This window comes from Kitasatospora sp. NPDC008050 (assembly GCF_042957465.1).
In the GTDB taxonomy this organism is placed as follows: Bacteria; Actinomycetota; Actinomycetes; order Streptomycetales; family Streptomycetaceae; genus Kitasatospora.
In genome coordinates, this window is sequence record NZ_JBIBIJ010000020.1 from 648 (window position 1) to 15,068 (window position 14,421).

Below are 14,421 nucleotides of genomic sequence, written 5' to 3' on the forward strand. Positions count from 1 at the left end.
TTCCGTCGCGACGATCGCCCGTCGTACGGCGACCGTGACCGCCGTGACGACCGCCCGTCCACTGGTGACCGTGGCGGCTTCCGTCGCGATGACCGCCCGTCGACCGGTGACCGCGGTGGTTTCCGTCGCGATGACCGTCCGTCGACCGGTGACCGTGGCGGTTTCCGTCGCGATGACCGCCCGTCGACCGGTGACCGCGGTGGTTTCCGTCGCGACGATCGCCCGTCGTACGGCGACCGTGACCGCCGTGACGACCGCCCGTCCACTGGTGACCGTGGCGGCTTCCGTCGCGATGACCGTCCCTCGACCGGTGACCGCGGTGGTTTCCGTCGTGACGACCGTCCGTCGTACGGCGACCGTGACCGCGGTGGCGACCGTGGCGGCTTCCGCCGTGACGACCGTCCCTCGACCGGTGACCGTGGCGGCTTCCGTCGCGATGACCGTCCCTCGACCGGTGACCGTGGTGGTTTCCGTCGTGACGATCGTCCGTCGTACGGCGACCGTGACCGCGGTGGCGACCGTGGCGGCTTCCGCCGTGACGACCGCCCGTCCACCGGTGACCGTGGCGGCTTCCGCCGTGACGACCGCCCGTCCACCGGTGACCGTGGCGGCTTCCGTCGCGATGACCGCCCGTCCACCGGTGACCGTGGCGGCTTCCGTCGCGATGACCGCCCGTCGACCGGTGACCGCGGTGGCTTCCGCCGTGACGACCGCCCGTCGACCGGTGACCGCGGTGGCTTCCGTCGCGATGACCGTCCCTCGACCGGTGACCGCGGTGGCTTCCGCCGCGACGACCGTCCCTCGACCGGTGACCGCGGTGGTTTCCGTCGCGATGACCGCCCGTCCCACGGCGACCGTGACCGTGGCGGCGACCGCGGTGGCTTCCGCCGCGAGGGTGGTCGCCCCTCCGGTGACCGTGGCGACCGCGGTGGCCGCTTCGAGGGGCGCCGGGACGACCGTGGCGGCTATGACGACCGTCGCGGCCACCAGGAGCCGGTGCAGCGTCTTGCCATCCCCGAGGACGTCACCGGGACGGAGATCGACGCGGATGTGCGCCAGGAGCTGCTGAGCCTGCCCAAGACGCTGGCCGACGACGTGGCGCGCAACCTGGTGATGGTCGCCCGCCTGCTCGACAGCGAGCCGGAGGAGGCCTACAAGTACGCCCGCGTGGCGCTCCGCCTGGCCTCCCGTGTGCCTTCGGTGCGCGAGGCGGCGGGCTTCGCCGCCTACATGACGCAGCGCTACTCCGAGGCGCTGACCGAGTTCCGCGCCGCGCGCCGGATGACCGGTCGCTCGGACCTCTGGCCGGTGATGGCCGACTGCGAGCGCGGTCTGGGCCGTCCGGAGCGGGCGCTGGCGATGGCCGGCGAGCCCGAGGTGAAGCAGCTGGACAAGGCCGGCCAGGTCGAGATGCGCCTGGTCGCGGCCGGCGCCCGCGCCGACCTGGGCCAGTTCGAGGCCGCCGTGGTCACCCTGCAGAGCCCGGAGCTGGCCTCCAGCGCGGTGCACCCGTGGACCGCGCGCCTGCGCTACGCCTACGCCGAGGCGCTGATCGCCGCCGACCGCGCGGACGAGTCGCGTGACTGGTTCGCCAAGGCCGCCGAGGCCGACCCGGAGGGCACCACCAACGCCTCCGAGCGGCTGGCCGAGATCGACGGCCTGGAGTTCGTCGACACGCTCGACCCGGAGCTCGAGGACGAGGGCGCCGAGGGCGAGGAGGGCGAGGAGGGCGAGGCCCCTGAGGCCGCCGAGCGCCCCGAGCCGCGCAGCCGTCGTGGTGACCGCGACCGCGAAGAGGGCACGGACGAGGTCATCTTCGAGGACGACGAGGACGTCGAGGAGTTCTACGACGAGGACGACCTGGAGATGGAAGAGGCCGACGAGGCCGAGGTCGCCCGCGCCATGCGTGACCGCGAGGAGAACCGCTGAGATCGCTGAACAGGTGATCTGAAACAGCACAGAGGGAGGAGGCTCCCCGCCCGGCCGGGCGGGGAGCCTCCTCCCTCTTCTGCATGTCCGCACGCGGTCGGCATCGCGCACGCGATGCGCACCGCCGGGCGTCAGCCCAGTTCCAGGCTCCGCAGCACCAGCCCGGTCGCCGGCTTCGGGCCGAAGGAGGTGGACTTGCGCGGCATCGTGACCCCCTGCTCGGCGAGCCGGCGCACCACGCCCTCGTCCACCGGGTGCAGCAGCACGGCGGTGCCGCCGGTTCTCGCCGCCTCCCGCTCGGCGGCCACGGCCGCGTGCAGGTAGCCGATGTCGTCGGGGCCGTCGGGCACCTGCCAGACGTGCTCCAGCAGGGTGGCGTGCAGCACGGTGGCGTCCAGGTGCCGCCACTCCTCGGGCTTCTCCTTGGGCACGGTGGCGTTGAGCAGCGCCTCGTCGGGGCCGGTGAGCAGGTGGTAGACCGAGTCGCCGGCGGTGAGCACGAAGGCGTTGCCGCCCGCCGCCTTGGCCGCGGCGAGGGCCTCCAGTGCGTCGTTCAGGTCCCCGGGCAGCTTCTCCAGCTGCCAGCCGTCCTCGGTCGCGTTCAGCGCCGCGAGCGCGCGTTCGAGCGGCAGCCGGAAGAGCACCCGGTGGATCGCCCGCACCCGCAGCGGGTAACGGGCGGTGTCCACCAGCAGCACCATGCCGCGGTCCCAGGGACTGAACGGCAGGTGGCGGTGCTCGCGCTGGAGCCGCAGGTACATCTCCCAGCGGTGGTGCCCGTCGGCGATCAGGGCACGGCAGGTGGCCAGATCACGGGTGACCTCGGCCAGCTGGGCGCGGTCGGTGACCGCCCACAGGCGGTGTCGGGTGCCGTCCGAGGTGGTGGTGGTGAGCAGCGGCTCCCGTTCGACGGTCCGCTCGATCACGGCCGAGGCGCCACCCTTGCCCCGGTAGGTGAGCAGCAGCGGCTCCAGGTTGGCCCGGGTGGTGCGCATCAGGCCGACCCGGTCGGCGACCGGCCGGGGCATCACGTCCTCGTGCGGCAGTACCACCCCGCTCTCGCGGCCGCTGACGGCCAGGGCGCCGATCAGGCCGCGTTGCAGCAGCTCCCCGCTGGGGCTGTCGGCGGCGGTGCGCTGCTCGTAGACGTAGAGGGCCGGCTTCGGATCGGGCGCCAGCACGCCTTCACCGAGCCAGCGCTTCAGCAGCCGGGCGGCGTGCCGGTAGCGGGTGTCCCGGTCGGGACGCTCGCCGGTGTCCTCGGGTTCGGGGCGCGGGAGGATCAGGCGGACCACGTTGTGCGGGTCGGCGGTCTCCAGGCTGAGCCGGCGGTGCGGGTCCACCACGTCGTAGGGCGGGGAGGTGACGGCGGCCAGGGTGCCGACCCGCTCGGGGACGTACCGCAATCCGCGGAACGGGGACAGGGACAGCCCCGCCGTCGCGACGTGTCCGGGATTGCCGGGGCCACCGGGCGGAGGTGTCGCGCCGCTTCCCGCACTGGGTGCACTCATCAGATCTCTCCCGTCGGGCTCCGGCCTGGTGGGCCGGTGAGGGTTGGGTCTCGGTCGGACCGTTGGACCGGAGGCGTAGGACGCCGGACTACGGGTCGTACAAGGGGTGGTGCACGCCGTGGTCGGCGCCTGCGGACTTGACAGCTTAGTTTCCGCCGCCGGGCCACCGGATGGCCCAGTGATGGCCGGGAGCGGAAAGCCTCCTCTCGGATCCGCAGGGACGCCGTCACCGTGAGGTGACCGGAGATCAAACCTGGGAAGGGTATCCGAGAACGGCGTTGTTTCCGAGATCGTGCGGGCGCCCACGATCGTTTGTGCGAGCGGGGGTCGGTGGCGAGCGGCGGCGACGTCCGGCGGCAGGGCGAGAGTGGCAGGGCGAGAGAAGTGAGGCCGAGCATGAGTGGTGGGCAGGAGCAGGCCGCGGGCGGAACGGGCGAGCCGCCGGTGGCCGACAGCGCGCAGGGTGCGCCGCTGGGTGACGTGTACGACTGGTTCCGGCGCGGCGAGCAGTTGCTGGCGGAGGGCCATCCGGCGGCGGCCGAGCAGCTGCTGGCACGGGCGGCGGCCGCCGAGCCCGCCTCCCGGAGCATCCGGGAGGCGCTGGCCAGGGCCCAGTTCGACGTGGGCTCCTACCGGGCGGCGATGGAGAGCTTCCAGGTGGTGGCGCAGGCCGATCCGTCGGACGACTACGCTCAGTTCGGCTGGGGGATCGCGGCCGCCAGACTCGGCGACTTCGAGACCTCGGTCGAGCACCTGGCGCTGGCGGTGGCGATGCAGCCGCAGGTCGCGCACTACCAGGCGGCGCTGCGCCAGAGCAGGGCCACCCTGGCGGCCCGGGCGGGCGCCTTCGGCCCGCTGCTGCCCGGCGCCCCGGGCTACCTGCCACCGCAGCCGAGCGGTCCCGATGGCGTGGCCGGTTCCGCGGGGTACGGGAGCACCCGCCAGTCCACCGATTCCGATGATGGGGAAGATCAGGCATGACGAATCCGCAGGTCCCCGGCCACAGTGACCAGCCGCTGATGGCGGCCTACGACACCGCGCTGCTCGACCTGGACGGCGTGGTCTACGCCGGCCCGGCGGCGATCGAGCACGCGGTGGACTCGCTGGACGCGGCCCGGGCGGCCGGCATGCGGCTGGCCTACGTCACCAACAACGCCTCCCGCCCGCCCCGGGTGGTGGCCGAGCACCTCACCGAGCTGGGCGTACCGGCGGACGCGGGCGACGTGATCAACTCCGCCCAGGCGGCCGCCCGGCTCGTCGCCGAGAAGGTGCCGGCGGGCTCGAAGGTGCTGGTCATCGGCGGTCCGGGGCTGGTGGAGGCGCTCGCTGAGCGCGGGCTGGTGGCGGTCGAGTCACTGGCCGACGGTCCGGCGGCCGTGGTGCAGGGCTTCGACCCCTCGGTGGGCTGGGAGCAGCTGGCCGAGGCCGCCTACGCGGTGGCGGCGGGGCTGCCCTGGGTGGCGTCCAACACCGACATGTCGATTCCCACCGCGCGCGGGGTCGCGCCGGGCAACGGGACGCTGGTGGCCGCCGTGCGGGCCGCGACCGGGGCCGAGCCGGAGGTGGCGGGCAAGCCGCTGCCGCCGATGCACCGCGAGACGGTGCTGCGCACGGGCGCGAAGCGTCCGCTGGTGGTCGGCGACCGGCTGGACACCGACATCGAGGGTGCCTACAACGGCGGGGTGGACAGCCTGCTGGTCTTCACCGGCGTCGGCACCCCGGCCCAGCTGATCGCCGCGCCGCCGCAGCACCGGCCCACCTACCTGGCCGCCGACCTGCGCGGGCTGCTGGAGCCGCACCCGGCGGTGACGGCGACGGCGGACGGCGGTTTCGAGTGCCGCGGCCGGTCCGCCCGGGTGGTGGACGGCGAGCTGCGCCTGGGCGGTGCCGGCGCGGGCCAGGGGGACCAGGCGGACCGGTACGACGGGCTGCGGGCGCTGTGCGCGGCGGCGTGGGCGGAGCTGGACCGCGGCGGGGAGCCGCTGGACGGGCGCAAGGCGCTGGCGGAACTCGGGTTCTGAGAGGGCCCGCTCCTGGCGGACCCGCTGGGAGAGCCGGCTACCGGGGGCGGGTCAGAGCAGGGCGCGCAGGCGCAGCAGGTCGCGGAAACCGGCCTCCAGCCTGACCCGCCCTGCGGCCCAGGCACCGGCGAAGTTCAGCCGGCCGCCGACCAGGGCCACCAGGTCGTCGCTGGTCATGACCAGCCGGATCGCGGCCTTCCCGGTCGGTGCGCCGGGCGCGTGGACGAGGTCCTGGATCCGGCCCTCGCGCAGCACGCCGGTGAAGGTCAGGTCGAGGTCGGTGAGCCAGCAGCTGAGCGAGCGGTCCAGCGCGGCGGCCTTGCGGACGTTGCCTTCGGCCTGCGCCATGTTCCGGCTGAGCTGCTCCAGTGCCGCGCGGCATTCGTCGGTGTCGGCCATGATCACGTTCTCCGGGCTCCGGACGAGGGGTATTCGGGCCACGGTACCCGCTGCGGGCGTTGCTCCTGACGCCCGGTTGCTGCGGCGCCCGGCCGGGTGGACACGGTAGCGTCACTTCCGGGGACCAGGATGGCTTGAGGAGGCACCGGGAGATGCGGCAGATGCTTCGGGGGTACGTGGAGTTGGCCGCCGGGCTCGCGGAGGCGGCCGGCAAGCGGGTGGTGGGCACGGCGGTCGAGCTGCTGGAGCGGGCCGGGGTGGACGTGGAGGGGGCCGAGCGGGCCGTCACCACCCAGCTGCCGCCGGCCGTGCAGAAGCTGGAGACCCTCGCGCAGGAGGTCGTCACGGTCGGCCGCGGCGGGCTGGACCTGGCCGTCGGCCTGGCGCGCGCGGAGGCGGAGAAAGCGGTCGAACGGGTCGGCAAGCTGGGCGACCAGGTGGTGAAGATCGGCGTGGTGCTGGCCTACCTGGAGGGCAAGCTGCACGATCTGGAGGGCGACGGCCGGGGCAGCGCCGAGGCGGGTGCCGAGCAGGCCGAGCGTGCGCACCAGGAGTCGGCCGGGTCGACTTCCGGGGCGGCGAAGCCGGGGCGGGCCGAGTCGCTGTTCGCGGCGGACTGGCAGCCGGAGGCGGACCAGGAAGCGGAGCCGGGGCTGGATTCCGAGCCGGACTGGGAGCTGGAGACCGGGGCCGCCGGCTGGTACACCCCGCCGGAGCCGGCAGCCGAGGCGCCGACGCCGCGGAAGCGGCCGGCGAAGACGGCGGCGGTGAAGAAGAGCGCGGCGGTGAAGAAGACGGCTGCGCCGGAGAAGGCCGCGCCGGAGAAGGCCGCGGCGAAGAAGACGGCTGCGGCGAAGGCCCCGGTGGTGAAGAAGGCCGTGGCCAAGAAGACCGGCACCGCGAAGAAGGCCACCAAGACCGCGGCCACCAAGACCACCGCGAAGAAGACCACCCCCAAGAAGCCGGCAGGCGAGCGCGATGTCTGAGCCCTCCGCCCCCGAGCCCCCGGCCCCCGCTGGCGACCCCCGGCCCGACTCCGACGACCTCCCCCCGCTCCCCGGCCTCTGGGCCCCCGAGCCCGCCCCGCTCGGCGTGGAGGTCGAGCCCACCGGCCACCCCGCGGTGGACGCCGCGCTGGAGCCCCTGGCCGCTCTCGACGGGGCCCCCACCACGGAGCACGCCGCTGTGTACGAAAATGTCCAGCAGAGCCTCAGTACCATCCTCACCGCGCTGGACGACAGCGACGGCGACAGCAACAGCAGCTAGGAGCTGAACCACCCGTGGCAGTGGCACGACGCCGACTCGACGCAGAGCTCGTCCGCCGCAATCTGGCCCGCTCGCGCGAGCACGCCAGTGAGCTGATCGCCGCCGGCCGGGTGAGCGTGGGCGGCGCGACGGCGAGCAAGCCCGCCACCCAGGTGGAGACCTCGGCGGCCGTCGTGGTGGCGAAGGACGAGAACGACCCCGACTACGTCTCGCGCGGCGGCCACAAGCTGGCCGGGGCGTTCGCGGCCTTCGTCCCGCAGGGTCTGGTGGTCGAGGGCCGCCGGGCGCTGGACGCGGGCGCCTCCACCGGCGGCTTCACCGACGTGCTGCTGCGCGCGGGGGCGGCCGGGGTGCTCGCGGTGGACGTCGGCTACGGCCAGCTCGCCTGGTCGCTGCAGAGCGACGACCGGGTGACCGTGATGGACCGCACCAATGTGCGCGAGCTGACCCTGGAGCTGATCGGCGGCGAGCCGGTGGACCTGGTGGTCGGCGACCTCTCGTTCATCTCGCTGGGCCTGGTGCTGCCGGCGCTGGCGGCCTGTGCGGCGCCCGACGCCGACCTGGTCCTGATGGTCAAGCCGCAGTTCGAGATCGGCAAGGAGCGGCTGGGCAGCGGCGGAGTGGTCCGCAGTCCGCAGCTGCGGGCCGAGATGGTCCGTCAGGTGGCGGGCCAGGCCTGGGAGTCGGGACTGGGTGTGCGTGCCGTGACGGCCAGCCCGCTGCCGGGCCCGTCCGGTAACGTCGAGTACTTCCTGTGGCTGCGACGTGACGCCGCGCAGCTCGACCCGGCCGAGGCGGACCGGGCCGTCGCCGAGGGGCCCCGCTAGGCTGCCCGGACAGGTGCGTCGAGGCCGGCGCCGCGACAGCGGGGGGACCGGTCCAGGGCCAAAGATGACCCGGTGGACGTTGGGAGAGGGCATTGAGCGAGGGACGTACGGTCTTCCTGATCGCGCACACCGGTCGTGAGGCCGCGCTGCGCAGCGTCGAGCAGTTGGTGGAGGGGCTGCTGAAGGCCGGGATCAGGATCAGACTGCTCGCTGCCGAGGCGGTCGACCTCGATCTGCCCGATGGGGTGGAGACCGTGCAGTCCGGCCACGGTGCGGCGGACGGCTGTGAGCTGATCCTGGTGGCGGGCGGCGACGGCACGCTGCTGCGCGGCGCCGAGCTGGCGCGGGACACCGGTCTGCCGATGCTCGGCATCAATCTGGGCCGGGTCGGTTTCCTGGCCGAGGCCGAGCGCGACGATCTGGCCGTGGTGGTCGACCGGGTGGTGGACGGCGCCTACGAGGTCGAGGAGCGGATGACCCTCGACGTGCTGGTCCGCACCAACGGCGATGTGGTGCACGAGGACTGGGCGCTGAACGAGGCGTCGGTGGAGAAGGTCTCCCGGGAGCGGATGCTGGAGGTGGTCACCGAGGTGGACGGCCGCCCGGTCTCCAACTTCGGCTGTGACGGGGTGGTGCTCTCCACGCCCACCGGCTCCACCGCCTACGCGTTCTCCGGTGGCGGCCCGGTGGTCTGGCCGGAGGTGGAGGCGCTGCTGATGGTGCCGATCAGCGCGCACGCGCTGTTCGCCCGTCCGCTGGTCACCTCGCCGGACTCGGTGCTGGCCGTGGAGGTGCAGCCGAAGACGCCGCACGGGGTGCTCTGGTGCGACGGGCGGCGCTCCTTCGAGCTGCCCGCCGGCGCTCGGGTGGAGGTGCGCCGCGGTCAGGTGCCGGTGCGGCTGGCCCGGCTGCACCAGGCGCCGTTCACCGACCGCCTGGTGGCCAAGTTCGCGCTCCCGGTGACCGGTTGGCGGGGCCGCTCGGGCTGCTGACGGCCTGCTGCGGGTCAGCCGGCCGGCGTCGCCACGGGTGGGGCGCCGTGCCGGTCCCGTTCGGCCGCCCGGGCCGCCGCCGCCAGCCGCTCGGCGGCCCGGGCGGCGCTCTGGGCGGGCACGGTCAGCGGGAGGCGGATGTAGCCCTCGAAGGCGCCGTCCGCGCCGAACTGGGAGCCCGCCGCGATCCGCAGCCCGGCCTGCTCGCCGGCCCGGGAGAGCGCGGCGCCGGACAGGCCCGCGATGTCGATCCAGAGCGTCATGCCGCCGACCGGCTCGGCGAACCGCCACTGCGGCAGCCACTCGCGCAGCGCGGGCAGCAGCGCCGCGGTGTCCTCGCGCAGTTGTGCCAGCCGGTGTTCGCGGACCTCGGTGAAGCGCTCGCCGAGCAGGGCCGCGCAGATCAGCTGGTCCAGCACGGGGGTGCCGCTGTCGGTGTGCATCCGGTCGGCGGCCAGCCGGCGGACCAGCGCGGGTGCGGCCCTGATCCAGCCGACCCGCAGGCCGCCCCAGACCAGCTTGCTTGCCGAGCCCACGGTGACCACCTCGGCGGCCCGGTCCAGCGCGGCCATCGGCCGGGGCAGCTGCCCGGTGCCCCAGCCCAGCTCGGCCATGGTCTCGTCCACCAGCACCACGCTCCCCGCCGTCCGCGCGGCGGCCAGCAGCTCGCGGCGCTGCTCCTCGCCGATCAGCGCACCGGTCGGGTTGTGGAAGTCGGGGATCAGGTAGACCAGCCTCGGGCCCGCCCCGCGCAGCACCTGGCGCCAGTCGGCCAGGTCCCAGCAGGGCAGCTGTCCGGGCCCCTCGGGCCGGTGCTGCGGGACCGGTACCAGGCGGGCCTCGGCCTGCCGCAGCGCCCGCAGCACGTGCGCGTAGCTGGGCGACTCGACGGCCACCCGGTCGCCGCGCCGCAGCAGGGAGCGCCGCACCAGGTCGAGCGCGCTCATCGCGCCGGTGGTGATCAGGATCTGGTCGGGGGTGGTGGGCAGCCCGCGTTCGGTGAACCGCCGGGCCACCACCTCACGCAGCACCGGGACGCCGGTGGGGTAGTTGCCGTGGCCGAGCGCGTAGGCGGGCAGCAGCTCGACGGCCCCGGCGGCGGCCTCGGCGAGCAGCGGCTGCGGGGCCGTGGGCGAGGCGGCGCCCAGGTCGATCAGCTGCCCGTGGGAGTCGGGCGGCAGCGGGAAGAGCGCGTCGGTGGGTGGGGTGCTGTCGGCCGGCAGGGTCGTCCAGCTGCCCGCGCCGCGCCGGCTGCGCAGATAGCCCTCGGCGCGCAGCGTCTCGTAGGCGGTGGCGATGGTGGTGCGGCTCAGGGCCAGGGCGCCGGCCAGTTCGCGTTCGGCGGGCATCCGGGTGCCCACCGGCAGCCGGCCCTCGCCGATCAGCCGCCGGACCTGGTCGGCCAGCAGCCGGTAGGCGGGGCGCCGGCCCGGGGCGTCCGCCGAACCCGAACCGGTCGGCGCCGCGCCGCCGGTGGCGCGCAGCAGCCGGGCGAGCGCGGGCGGGGTGATGGTGCTCTGCCAGTCGGCCACAGATCAGTCCACCTGAGTCGAATTGGCCCTGTCCGGTGGGCCAGTGGACTTCCCATGATGGCAGAGCGGCCCGGCCGGTGTGCGGGTCGATGCACGGCACCACGACAAGGAGCCCCTCATGGCGATCCTCGCCCTGCCCCGCGACACCGCAGCTCCCGGACAGGCCCTGCGCCGCCGCCTGCCGCAACTCTTCGCCGGCCTGGTCCTGTACGGCGTCAGCATGGGCCTGATGTACCGCGCGGGGCTCGGCCTCGACCCGTGGGACGTGTTCCACCAGGGCGTGGCCCGCCTGGTGGGGCTGAGCATCGGCACCGTGGTGATCCTGACCGGCGCGGCCGTGCTGCTGCTGTGGATCCCGCTGCGCCAGCGCCCGGGCATCGGCACCGTCGCCAACGTGCTGGTGCTGGGCGTGGCGATGGACCGCACGCTGGCGCTGCTGCCCGCCCAGCACGCCCTGGCGCCCCGGATCGCGCTGCTGGCCGCCGGGATCCTGCTGAACGGGCTGGCCACCGGCCTCTACATCGGCGCCGAGCTGGGCCCGGGCCCGCGCGACGGGCTGATGACCGGATTGCACCGGCGCACCGGACGCTCGCTGCGCCTGCTGCGCACCGGCCTGGAGCTGACGGTCCTGCTGGTCGGAGTGCTGCTGGGCGGCAACGCGGGGGTGGGCACGGTCGCGTACGCGGTGTCGATCGGCCCGCTGGCGCAGTTCTTCCTGCGGTGGTGCACAGGTGCGCGGCCGCGGCCCCGGAAGGAATGAACTTCGCCGCCGGAGACCGCCGCTCGTCGCGCGCCGGGGTCGCGGTCTCGTAAGGTCGTCTCCGTGTTGGACGAGATGCGGATACGGGATCTTGGGGTCATCGACGACGCGGTGGTGGAGCTGGCTCCCGGCTTCACGGTCGTGACCGGTGAGACCGGGGCGGGCAAGACCATGGTCGTCACCAGCCTCGGTCTGCTGCTGGGCGGCCGCGCCGACCCCGCGCTGGTGCGCAACGGCGCCGACCGGGCCGTGGTGGAGGGACGCCTGACGCTGGCCGCCGACTCGCCGGTCGCCGCCCGCGCGCTGGAGGCCGGCGCCGAGCTGGACGACGGCGCGCTGCTGATCAGCCGGACCGTGTCGGCCGAGGGCCGTTCGCGCGCGCACCTCGGCGGCCGCTCGGTCCCGGTGGGGCTGCTCACCGAGCTGGGCGAGGACCTGATCGCCGTGCACGGCCAGAGCGACCAGCAGCGCCTGCTGCGCCCGGCCCGCCAGCGCGGTGCGCTGGACCGCTACGCCGGTGCCGCGCTGGCCGAGCCGCTGGCCCGCTACCGGGCCGGCTACCGGCGGCTGCGCGAGGTCAGCACGCTGCTGGAGGAGCTGACCACCCAGGCCCGCGAGCGGGCCCAGGAGGCCGACCTGCTGCGCTTCGGCCTGGAGGAGATCGCCGCCGCCGAGCCGGTGGCCGGCGAGGAGCTGGAGCTCGCCGCCGAGGCCGAGCGGCTGGGGCACGCCGACGCGCTCTCCTCGGCCGCCGTGCTCGCGCACGCGGCGCTGGCCGGCGACCCGGCCGACCCCGACACGCTGGACGCCGGCACCCTGCTCGGCCAGGCGCGCCGGGCGTTGGACGGCGTGCGGGCCCATGACGAGCGCCTGGCGGCGCTGGCCGACCGGCTGACCGAACTCGGCTACCTGTTCGCCGACGTCGCCGGCGACCTCGCGCTCTACGCCGACGGCCTGGACGCCGACCCGATGCGCCTGGCCGCCGTGGAGGAGCGCCGGGCGGTGCTGGCCCAGCTGCTGCGCAAGTACGGCAGTGCCGAGGGCGGCACCGCCGAGGTGGTGGCCTGGGCCGAGCAGGGCGCGCTGCGGCTGGCCGAGCTGGACGGCGACGACGAGCGGATCGAGGAGCTGGCCGCCGAGGAGGCCGGGCTGCGCGCCGAGCTGGCGGTGCTGGCCGCCGAGGTCTCCGCAGCCCGGCTGGCGGCCGCGGTCCGGTTCGCCGAGGCGGTCTCGGCCGAGCTGACCGAGCTGGCGATGCCGCACGCCCGGGTCACCTTCGACCTGAGCCGGATCGACGACCCGGCGGGCCTGGAGCTGGACGGGCGCACCGTCGCCTACGGCTCGCACGGCGTGGACGAGGTGGAGGTGCTGCTCGCCCCGCACCCCGGCGCGCCGCCGCGTCCGATCGCCAAGGGCGCCTCCGGCGGTGAGCTCTCCCGGGTGATGCTCGCCGTCGAGGTGGTCTTCGCCGGCGCGGACCCGGTGCCCACCTATCTCTTCGACGAGGTGGACGCGGGCGTCGGCGGCAAGGCGGCCGTCGAGATCGGCCGTCGGCTGGCGAAACTGGCCCGCAGCGCGCAGGTCGTGGTGGTCACCCATCTGCCACAGGTCGCGGCCTTCGCGGACCGCCACCTGGTGGTCGAGAAGACGGTCGACGGCACCGTCACCCGCAGCGGGGTCAAGACCCTCAGTGACGAGCAGCGGGTGCGCGAACTCTCCCGCATGCTGGCCGGACTGGAGGACTCCGAGCTCGGCCGCGCGCACGCCGAGGAGCTGCTCGCCGCCGCCCGCGGTCCGCAGGAGGGCTGAGGCTCTCCCGTGGCGCCGACTGTCCAAGAGCCCTCGGGACCTGGCATGGTGGCGACGGAATCAGATGTGAGCGGGTTCCCAGAACTGATGTCGGAGCGAAACGACGTGGACCATTCCTCCGCCCGGGACAGTGCGAACGGCCCGGACCCGGGCCAGCTGCACGTGGTGCTGGTGCTGTCCGCCGGCAGCGGCGGGATCGGCGCCCATGTGCGCTCACTGGCCCAGGGCCTGACCGCGCACGGCGTGAAAGTCACCCTGTGCGCGCCGGCCGAGTCCGACGCGCTCTTCGGCTTCTCCCGCACCGGTGCGGTCTTCCATCCGGTGGAGATCACCGCGACCTCGGGCGCCCGCAGCGATGCCGCCGCGATCGGGGAGCTGCGCCGCGCCTTCACCAGCGCCGACCTGGTGCACGCGCACGGCCTGCGGGCCGGGCTGCTGGCCGACCTCGCGCTGCGCACCGCCGGGCGGCTGCCCGGGCTGCGGCCCGAGACGCCGCTGGTGGTGACGTTCCACCACGCCCTGCTGGCCACCGGTCTGGAGCGGCGGCTGCAGCGGCTGATGGAGCGCCGGGTGGCCCGGGCCGCCGACCTGGTGCTCGGCGCCTCCTCCGACCTGGTGGCCCGGGCCCGTGAGCTGGGCGCCAGCGATGCCCGGCTCGGCCCGGTGGCCGCCCCGCCGCTGGCCGTCGGCCACCTGGACCGGGCGGCGGCCCGGGCCGCGCTGCTGGGCCCCGGCGAGCTGGACCGCCCGCTGGTGCTGGCCGTCGGCCGGCTCGTCCCGCACAAGGGGTTCGGCCAGCTGCTGGAAGCCACCCGGGAGCTGCGCGACGAGCCGCGCCCGCTGGTGCTGCTGGCCGGGGACGGTCCGCAGGCCCAGGAACTGGCCGACCGGGCGGCCGCCGGGCGGCTGCCGGTGCGGCTGCTCGGCCACCGCACCGATGTGCCCGAACTGCTGGCCGCCGCCGATCTGGTGGTGATCAGCAGCCGCTGGGAGGCCCGCTCGCTGGTCGCCCAGGAGGCGCTGCGGGCGGGCGTGCCGCTGGTGGCCACCGCCGTCGGCGGGATCCCCGAGCTGGTCGGCGACGCGGCGGTGCTGGTGCCCGGCGGCGACCCGGCGGCGCTGGGCGCGGCGGTGCGCGAGCTGCTGGCCGACCCCGGGCGCCGGGCCGCGCTGGCCGAGGCGGGCCCGGCCCAGGCCGAGACCTGGCCGGACGAGGCCGCCACCGTCGCGCAGGTGCTCAGCACCTACGACGAGCTGGTCCAACGCGACTGAGAACGCGACGGAGAACGCGACGGAGAACGCGACGGAGAACGCGACCGAAAACGCGGCCGAGCCGGGGCTGAGCCGGGGCCGCCCCGGGACTCCAGGGGCGGCC

13 protein-coding genes and 1 pseudogene are annotated in these 14,421 nt (G+C 75.0%); 11 read left to right on the plus strand and 3 right to left on the minus strand.

Translation table 11 applies throughout. The features are described from left to right. Nucleotides 1–960: pseudogene (locus ACFZB9_RS30355) on the plus strand (hypothetical protein); the annotation flags it as partial. A gap of 36 nt (nt 961–996) precedes the next feature. Beyond that, on the plus strand, nt 997–1,929 hold the full coding sequence (locus ACFZB9_RS30360; RefSeq protein ID WP_391452659.1) for a hypothetical protein: 933 nt from the start codon (nt 997–999) through the stop codon (nt 1,927–1,929). 131 nt (nt 1,930–2,060) lie between these two features. Here the strand turns inward: ACFZB9_RS30360 and ACFZB9_RS30365 are convergent, their stop codons facing one another. Beyond that, on the minus strand, nt 2,061–3,440 hold the full coding sequence (locus tag ACFZB9_RS30365; RefSeq protein WP_391452469.1) for a DUF1015 family protein: 1,380 nt from the start codon (nt 3,438–3,440) through the stop codon (nt 2,061–2,063). A gap of 396 nt (nt 3,441–3,836) precedes the next feature. Here ACFZB9_RS30365 and ACFZB9_RS30370 point away from each other — a divergent pair, with 396 nt between their 5' ends. Together ACFZB9_RS30370 and ACFZB9_RS30375 are read left to right on the plus strand one after the other, a co-directional pair. Then, nucleotides 3,837–4,421 carry a tetratricopeptide repeat protein gene (locus ACFZB9_RS30370; RefSeq protein WP_391452471.1) on the plus strand — a complete coding sequence of 195 codons (585 nt, stop codon included), beginning with the start codon at nt 3,837–3,839 and terminating at the stop codon, nt 4,419–4,421. Next, nucleotides 4,418–5,461 carry an HAD-IIA family hydrolase gene (locus tag ACFZB9_RS30375; RefSeq protein WP_391452473.1) on the plus strand — a complete coding sequence of 348 codons (1,044 nt, stop codon included), beginning with the start codon at nt 4,418–4,420 and terminating at the stop codon, nt 5,459–5,461. Before ACFZB9_RS30370 ends, ACFZB9_RS30375 begins: the two co-directional genes overlap by 4 nt. 51 nt (nt 5,462–5,512) lie before the next feature. Here ACFZB9_RS30375 and ACFZB9_RS30380 read toward each other — a convergent pair whose 3' ends face one another. Further along, nucleotides 5,513–5,860, minus strand: coding sequence for a sterol-binding protein (locus ACFZB9_RS30380; RefSeq protein WP_391452475.1), 348 nt, complete (start codon nt 5,858–5,860; stop codon nt 5,513–5,515). A gap of 152 nt (nt 5,861–6,012) precedes the next feature. Here ACFZB9_RS30380 and ACFZB9_RS30385 point away from each other — a divergent pair, with 152 nt between their 5' ends. The 4 genes from ACFZB9_RS30385 to ACFZB9_RS30400 all read left to right on the plus strand — a co-directional run bounded on the left by ACFZB9_RS30385 (nt 6,013) and on the right by ACFZB9_RS30400 (nt 8,945). After that, nucleotides 6,013–6,846: a hypothetical protein gene (locus ACFZB9_RS30385; RefSeq protein WP_391452476.1), complete on the plus strand. Its 834-nt coding sequence runs from the start codon at nt 6,013–6,015 to the stop codon at nt 6,844–6,846. Further along, nucleotides 6,839–7,126, plus strand: a complete 288-nt coding sequence (locus tag ACFZB9_RS30390) for a hypothetical protein (RefSeq protein ID WP_391452477.1) — start codon at nt 6,839–6,841, stop codon at nt 7,124–7,126. The genes ACFZB9_RS30385 and ACFZB9_RS30390 overlap by 8 nt, the downstream gene beginning before the upstream one ends. A 20-nt stretch (nt 7,127–7,146) precedes the next feature. Next, complete coding sequence (locus ACFZB9_RS30395; RefSeq protein WP_391452660.1) at nt 7,147–7,953, plus strand: TlyA family RNA methyltransferase; 807 nt, start codon at nt 7,147–7,149, stop codon at nt 7,951–7,953. A 92-nt stretch (nt 7,954–8,045) separates the two neighbouring features. Next, nucleotides 8,046–8,945, plus strand: coding sequence for an NAD kinase (locus ACFZB9_RS30400; RefSeq protein ID WP_391452479.1), 900 nt, complete (start codon nt 8,046–8,048; stop codon nt 8,943–8,945). Between the two features lie 14 nt (nt 8,946–8,959). On the opposite strand, the gene ACFZB9_RS30405 is transcribed toward ACFZB9_RS30400, so the two are convergent. Then, entirely contained in the window at nt 8,960–10,477 is a 1,518-nt protein-coding gene (locus tag ACFZB9_RS30405; RefSeq protein WP_391452481.1) for a PLP-dependent aminotransferase family protein, read from the minus strand. A gap of 118 nt (nt 10,478–10,595) precedes the next feature. On the opposite strand from ACFZB9_RS30405, the gene ACFZB9_RS30410 reads away from it, so the two are divergent. From ACFZB9_RS30410 to ACFZB9_RS30420, 3 genes are all read left to right on the plus strand, one after another. After that, entirely contained in the window at nt 10,596–11,237 is a 642-nt protein-coding gene (locus tag ACFZB9_RS30410; RefSeq protein ID WP_391452482.1) for a YitT family protein, read from the plus strand. A 75-nt stretch (nt 11,238–11,312) separates the two neighbouring features. Beyond that, complete coding sequence (gene recN, locus ACFZB9_RS30415; protein ID WP_391452662.1) at nt 11,313–13,046, plus strand: DNA repair protein RecN; 1,734 nt, start codon at nt 11,313–11,315, stop codon at nt 13,044–13,046. Nucleotides 13,047–13,151: 105 nt separating this feature from the next. Further along, a complete protein-coding gene (locus ACFZB9_RS30420; RefSeq protein ID WP_391452484.1) occupies nt 13,152–14,318 on the plus strand; it encodes a glycosyltransferase family 4 protein in 1,167 nt (388 codons plus the stop codon). Nucleotides 14,319–14,421 lie beyond the last annotated feature (103 nt).

What these genes read in the sequence shown, in the direction of transcription:
- ACFZB9_RS30390 (WP_391452477.1), top strand. Translation starts at nt 6,839, where the DNA reads ATGTCTGAGCCCTCCGCCCCCGAGCCCCCGGCCCCCGCTGGCGACCCC.
- ACFZB9_RS30365 (WP_391452469.1), bottom strand. Translation starts at nt 3,440, where the DNA reads ATGAGTGCACCCAGTGCGGGAAGCGGCGCGACACCTCCGCCCGGTGGC.
- ACFZB9_RS30380 (WP_391452475.1), bottom strand. Translation starts at nt 5,860, where the DNA reads ATGGCCGACACCGACGAATGCCGCGCGGCACTGGAGCAGCTCAGCCGG.
- ACFZB9_RS30370 (WP_391452471.1), top strand. Translation starts at nt 3,837, where the DNA reads ATGAGTGGTGGGCAGGAGCAGGCCGCGGGCGGAACGGGCGAGCCGCCG.
- recN (WP_391452662.1), top strand. Translation starts at nt 11,313, where the DNA reads ATGCGGATACGGGATCTTGGGGTCATCGACGACGCGGTGGTGGAGCTG.
- ACFZB9_RS30385 (WP_391452476.1), top strand. Translation starts at nt 6,013, where the DNA reads ATGCGGCAGATGCTTCGGGGGTACGTGGAGTTGGCCGCCGGGCTCGCG.
- ACFZB9_RS30410 (WP_391452482.1), top strand. Translation starts at nt 10,596, where the DNA reads ATGGCGATCCTCGCCCTGCCCCGCGACACCGCAGCTCCCGGACAGGCC.
- ACFZB9_RS30375 (WP_391452473.1), top strand. Translation starts at nt 4,418, where the DNA reads ATGACGAATCCGCAGGTCCCCGGCCACAGTGACCAGCCGCTGATGGCG.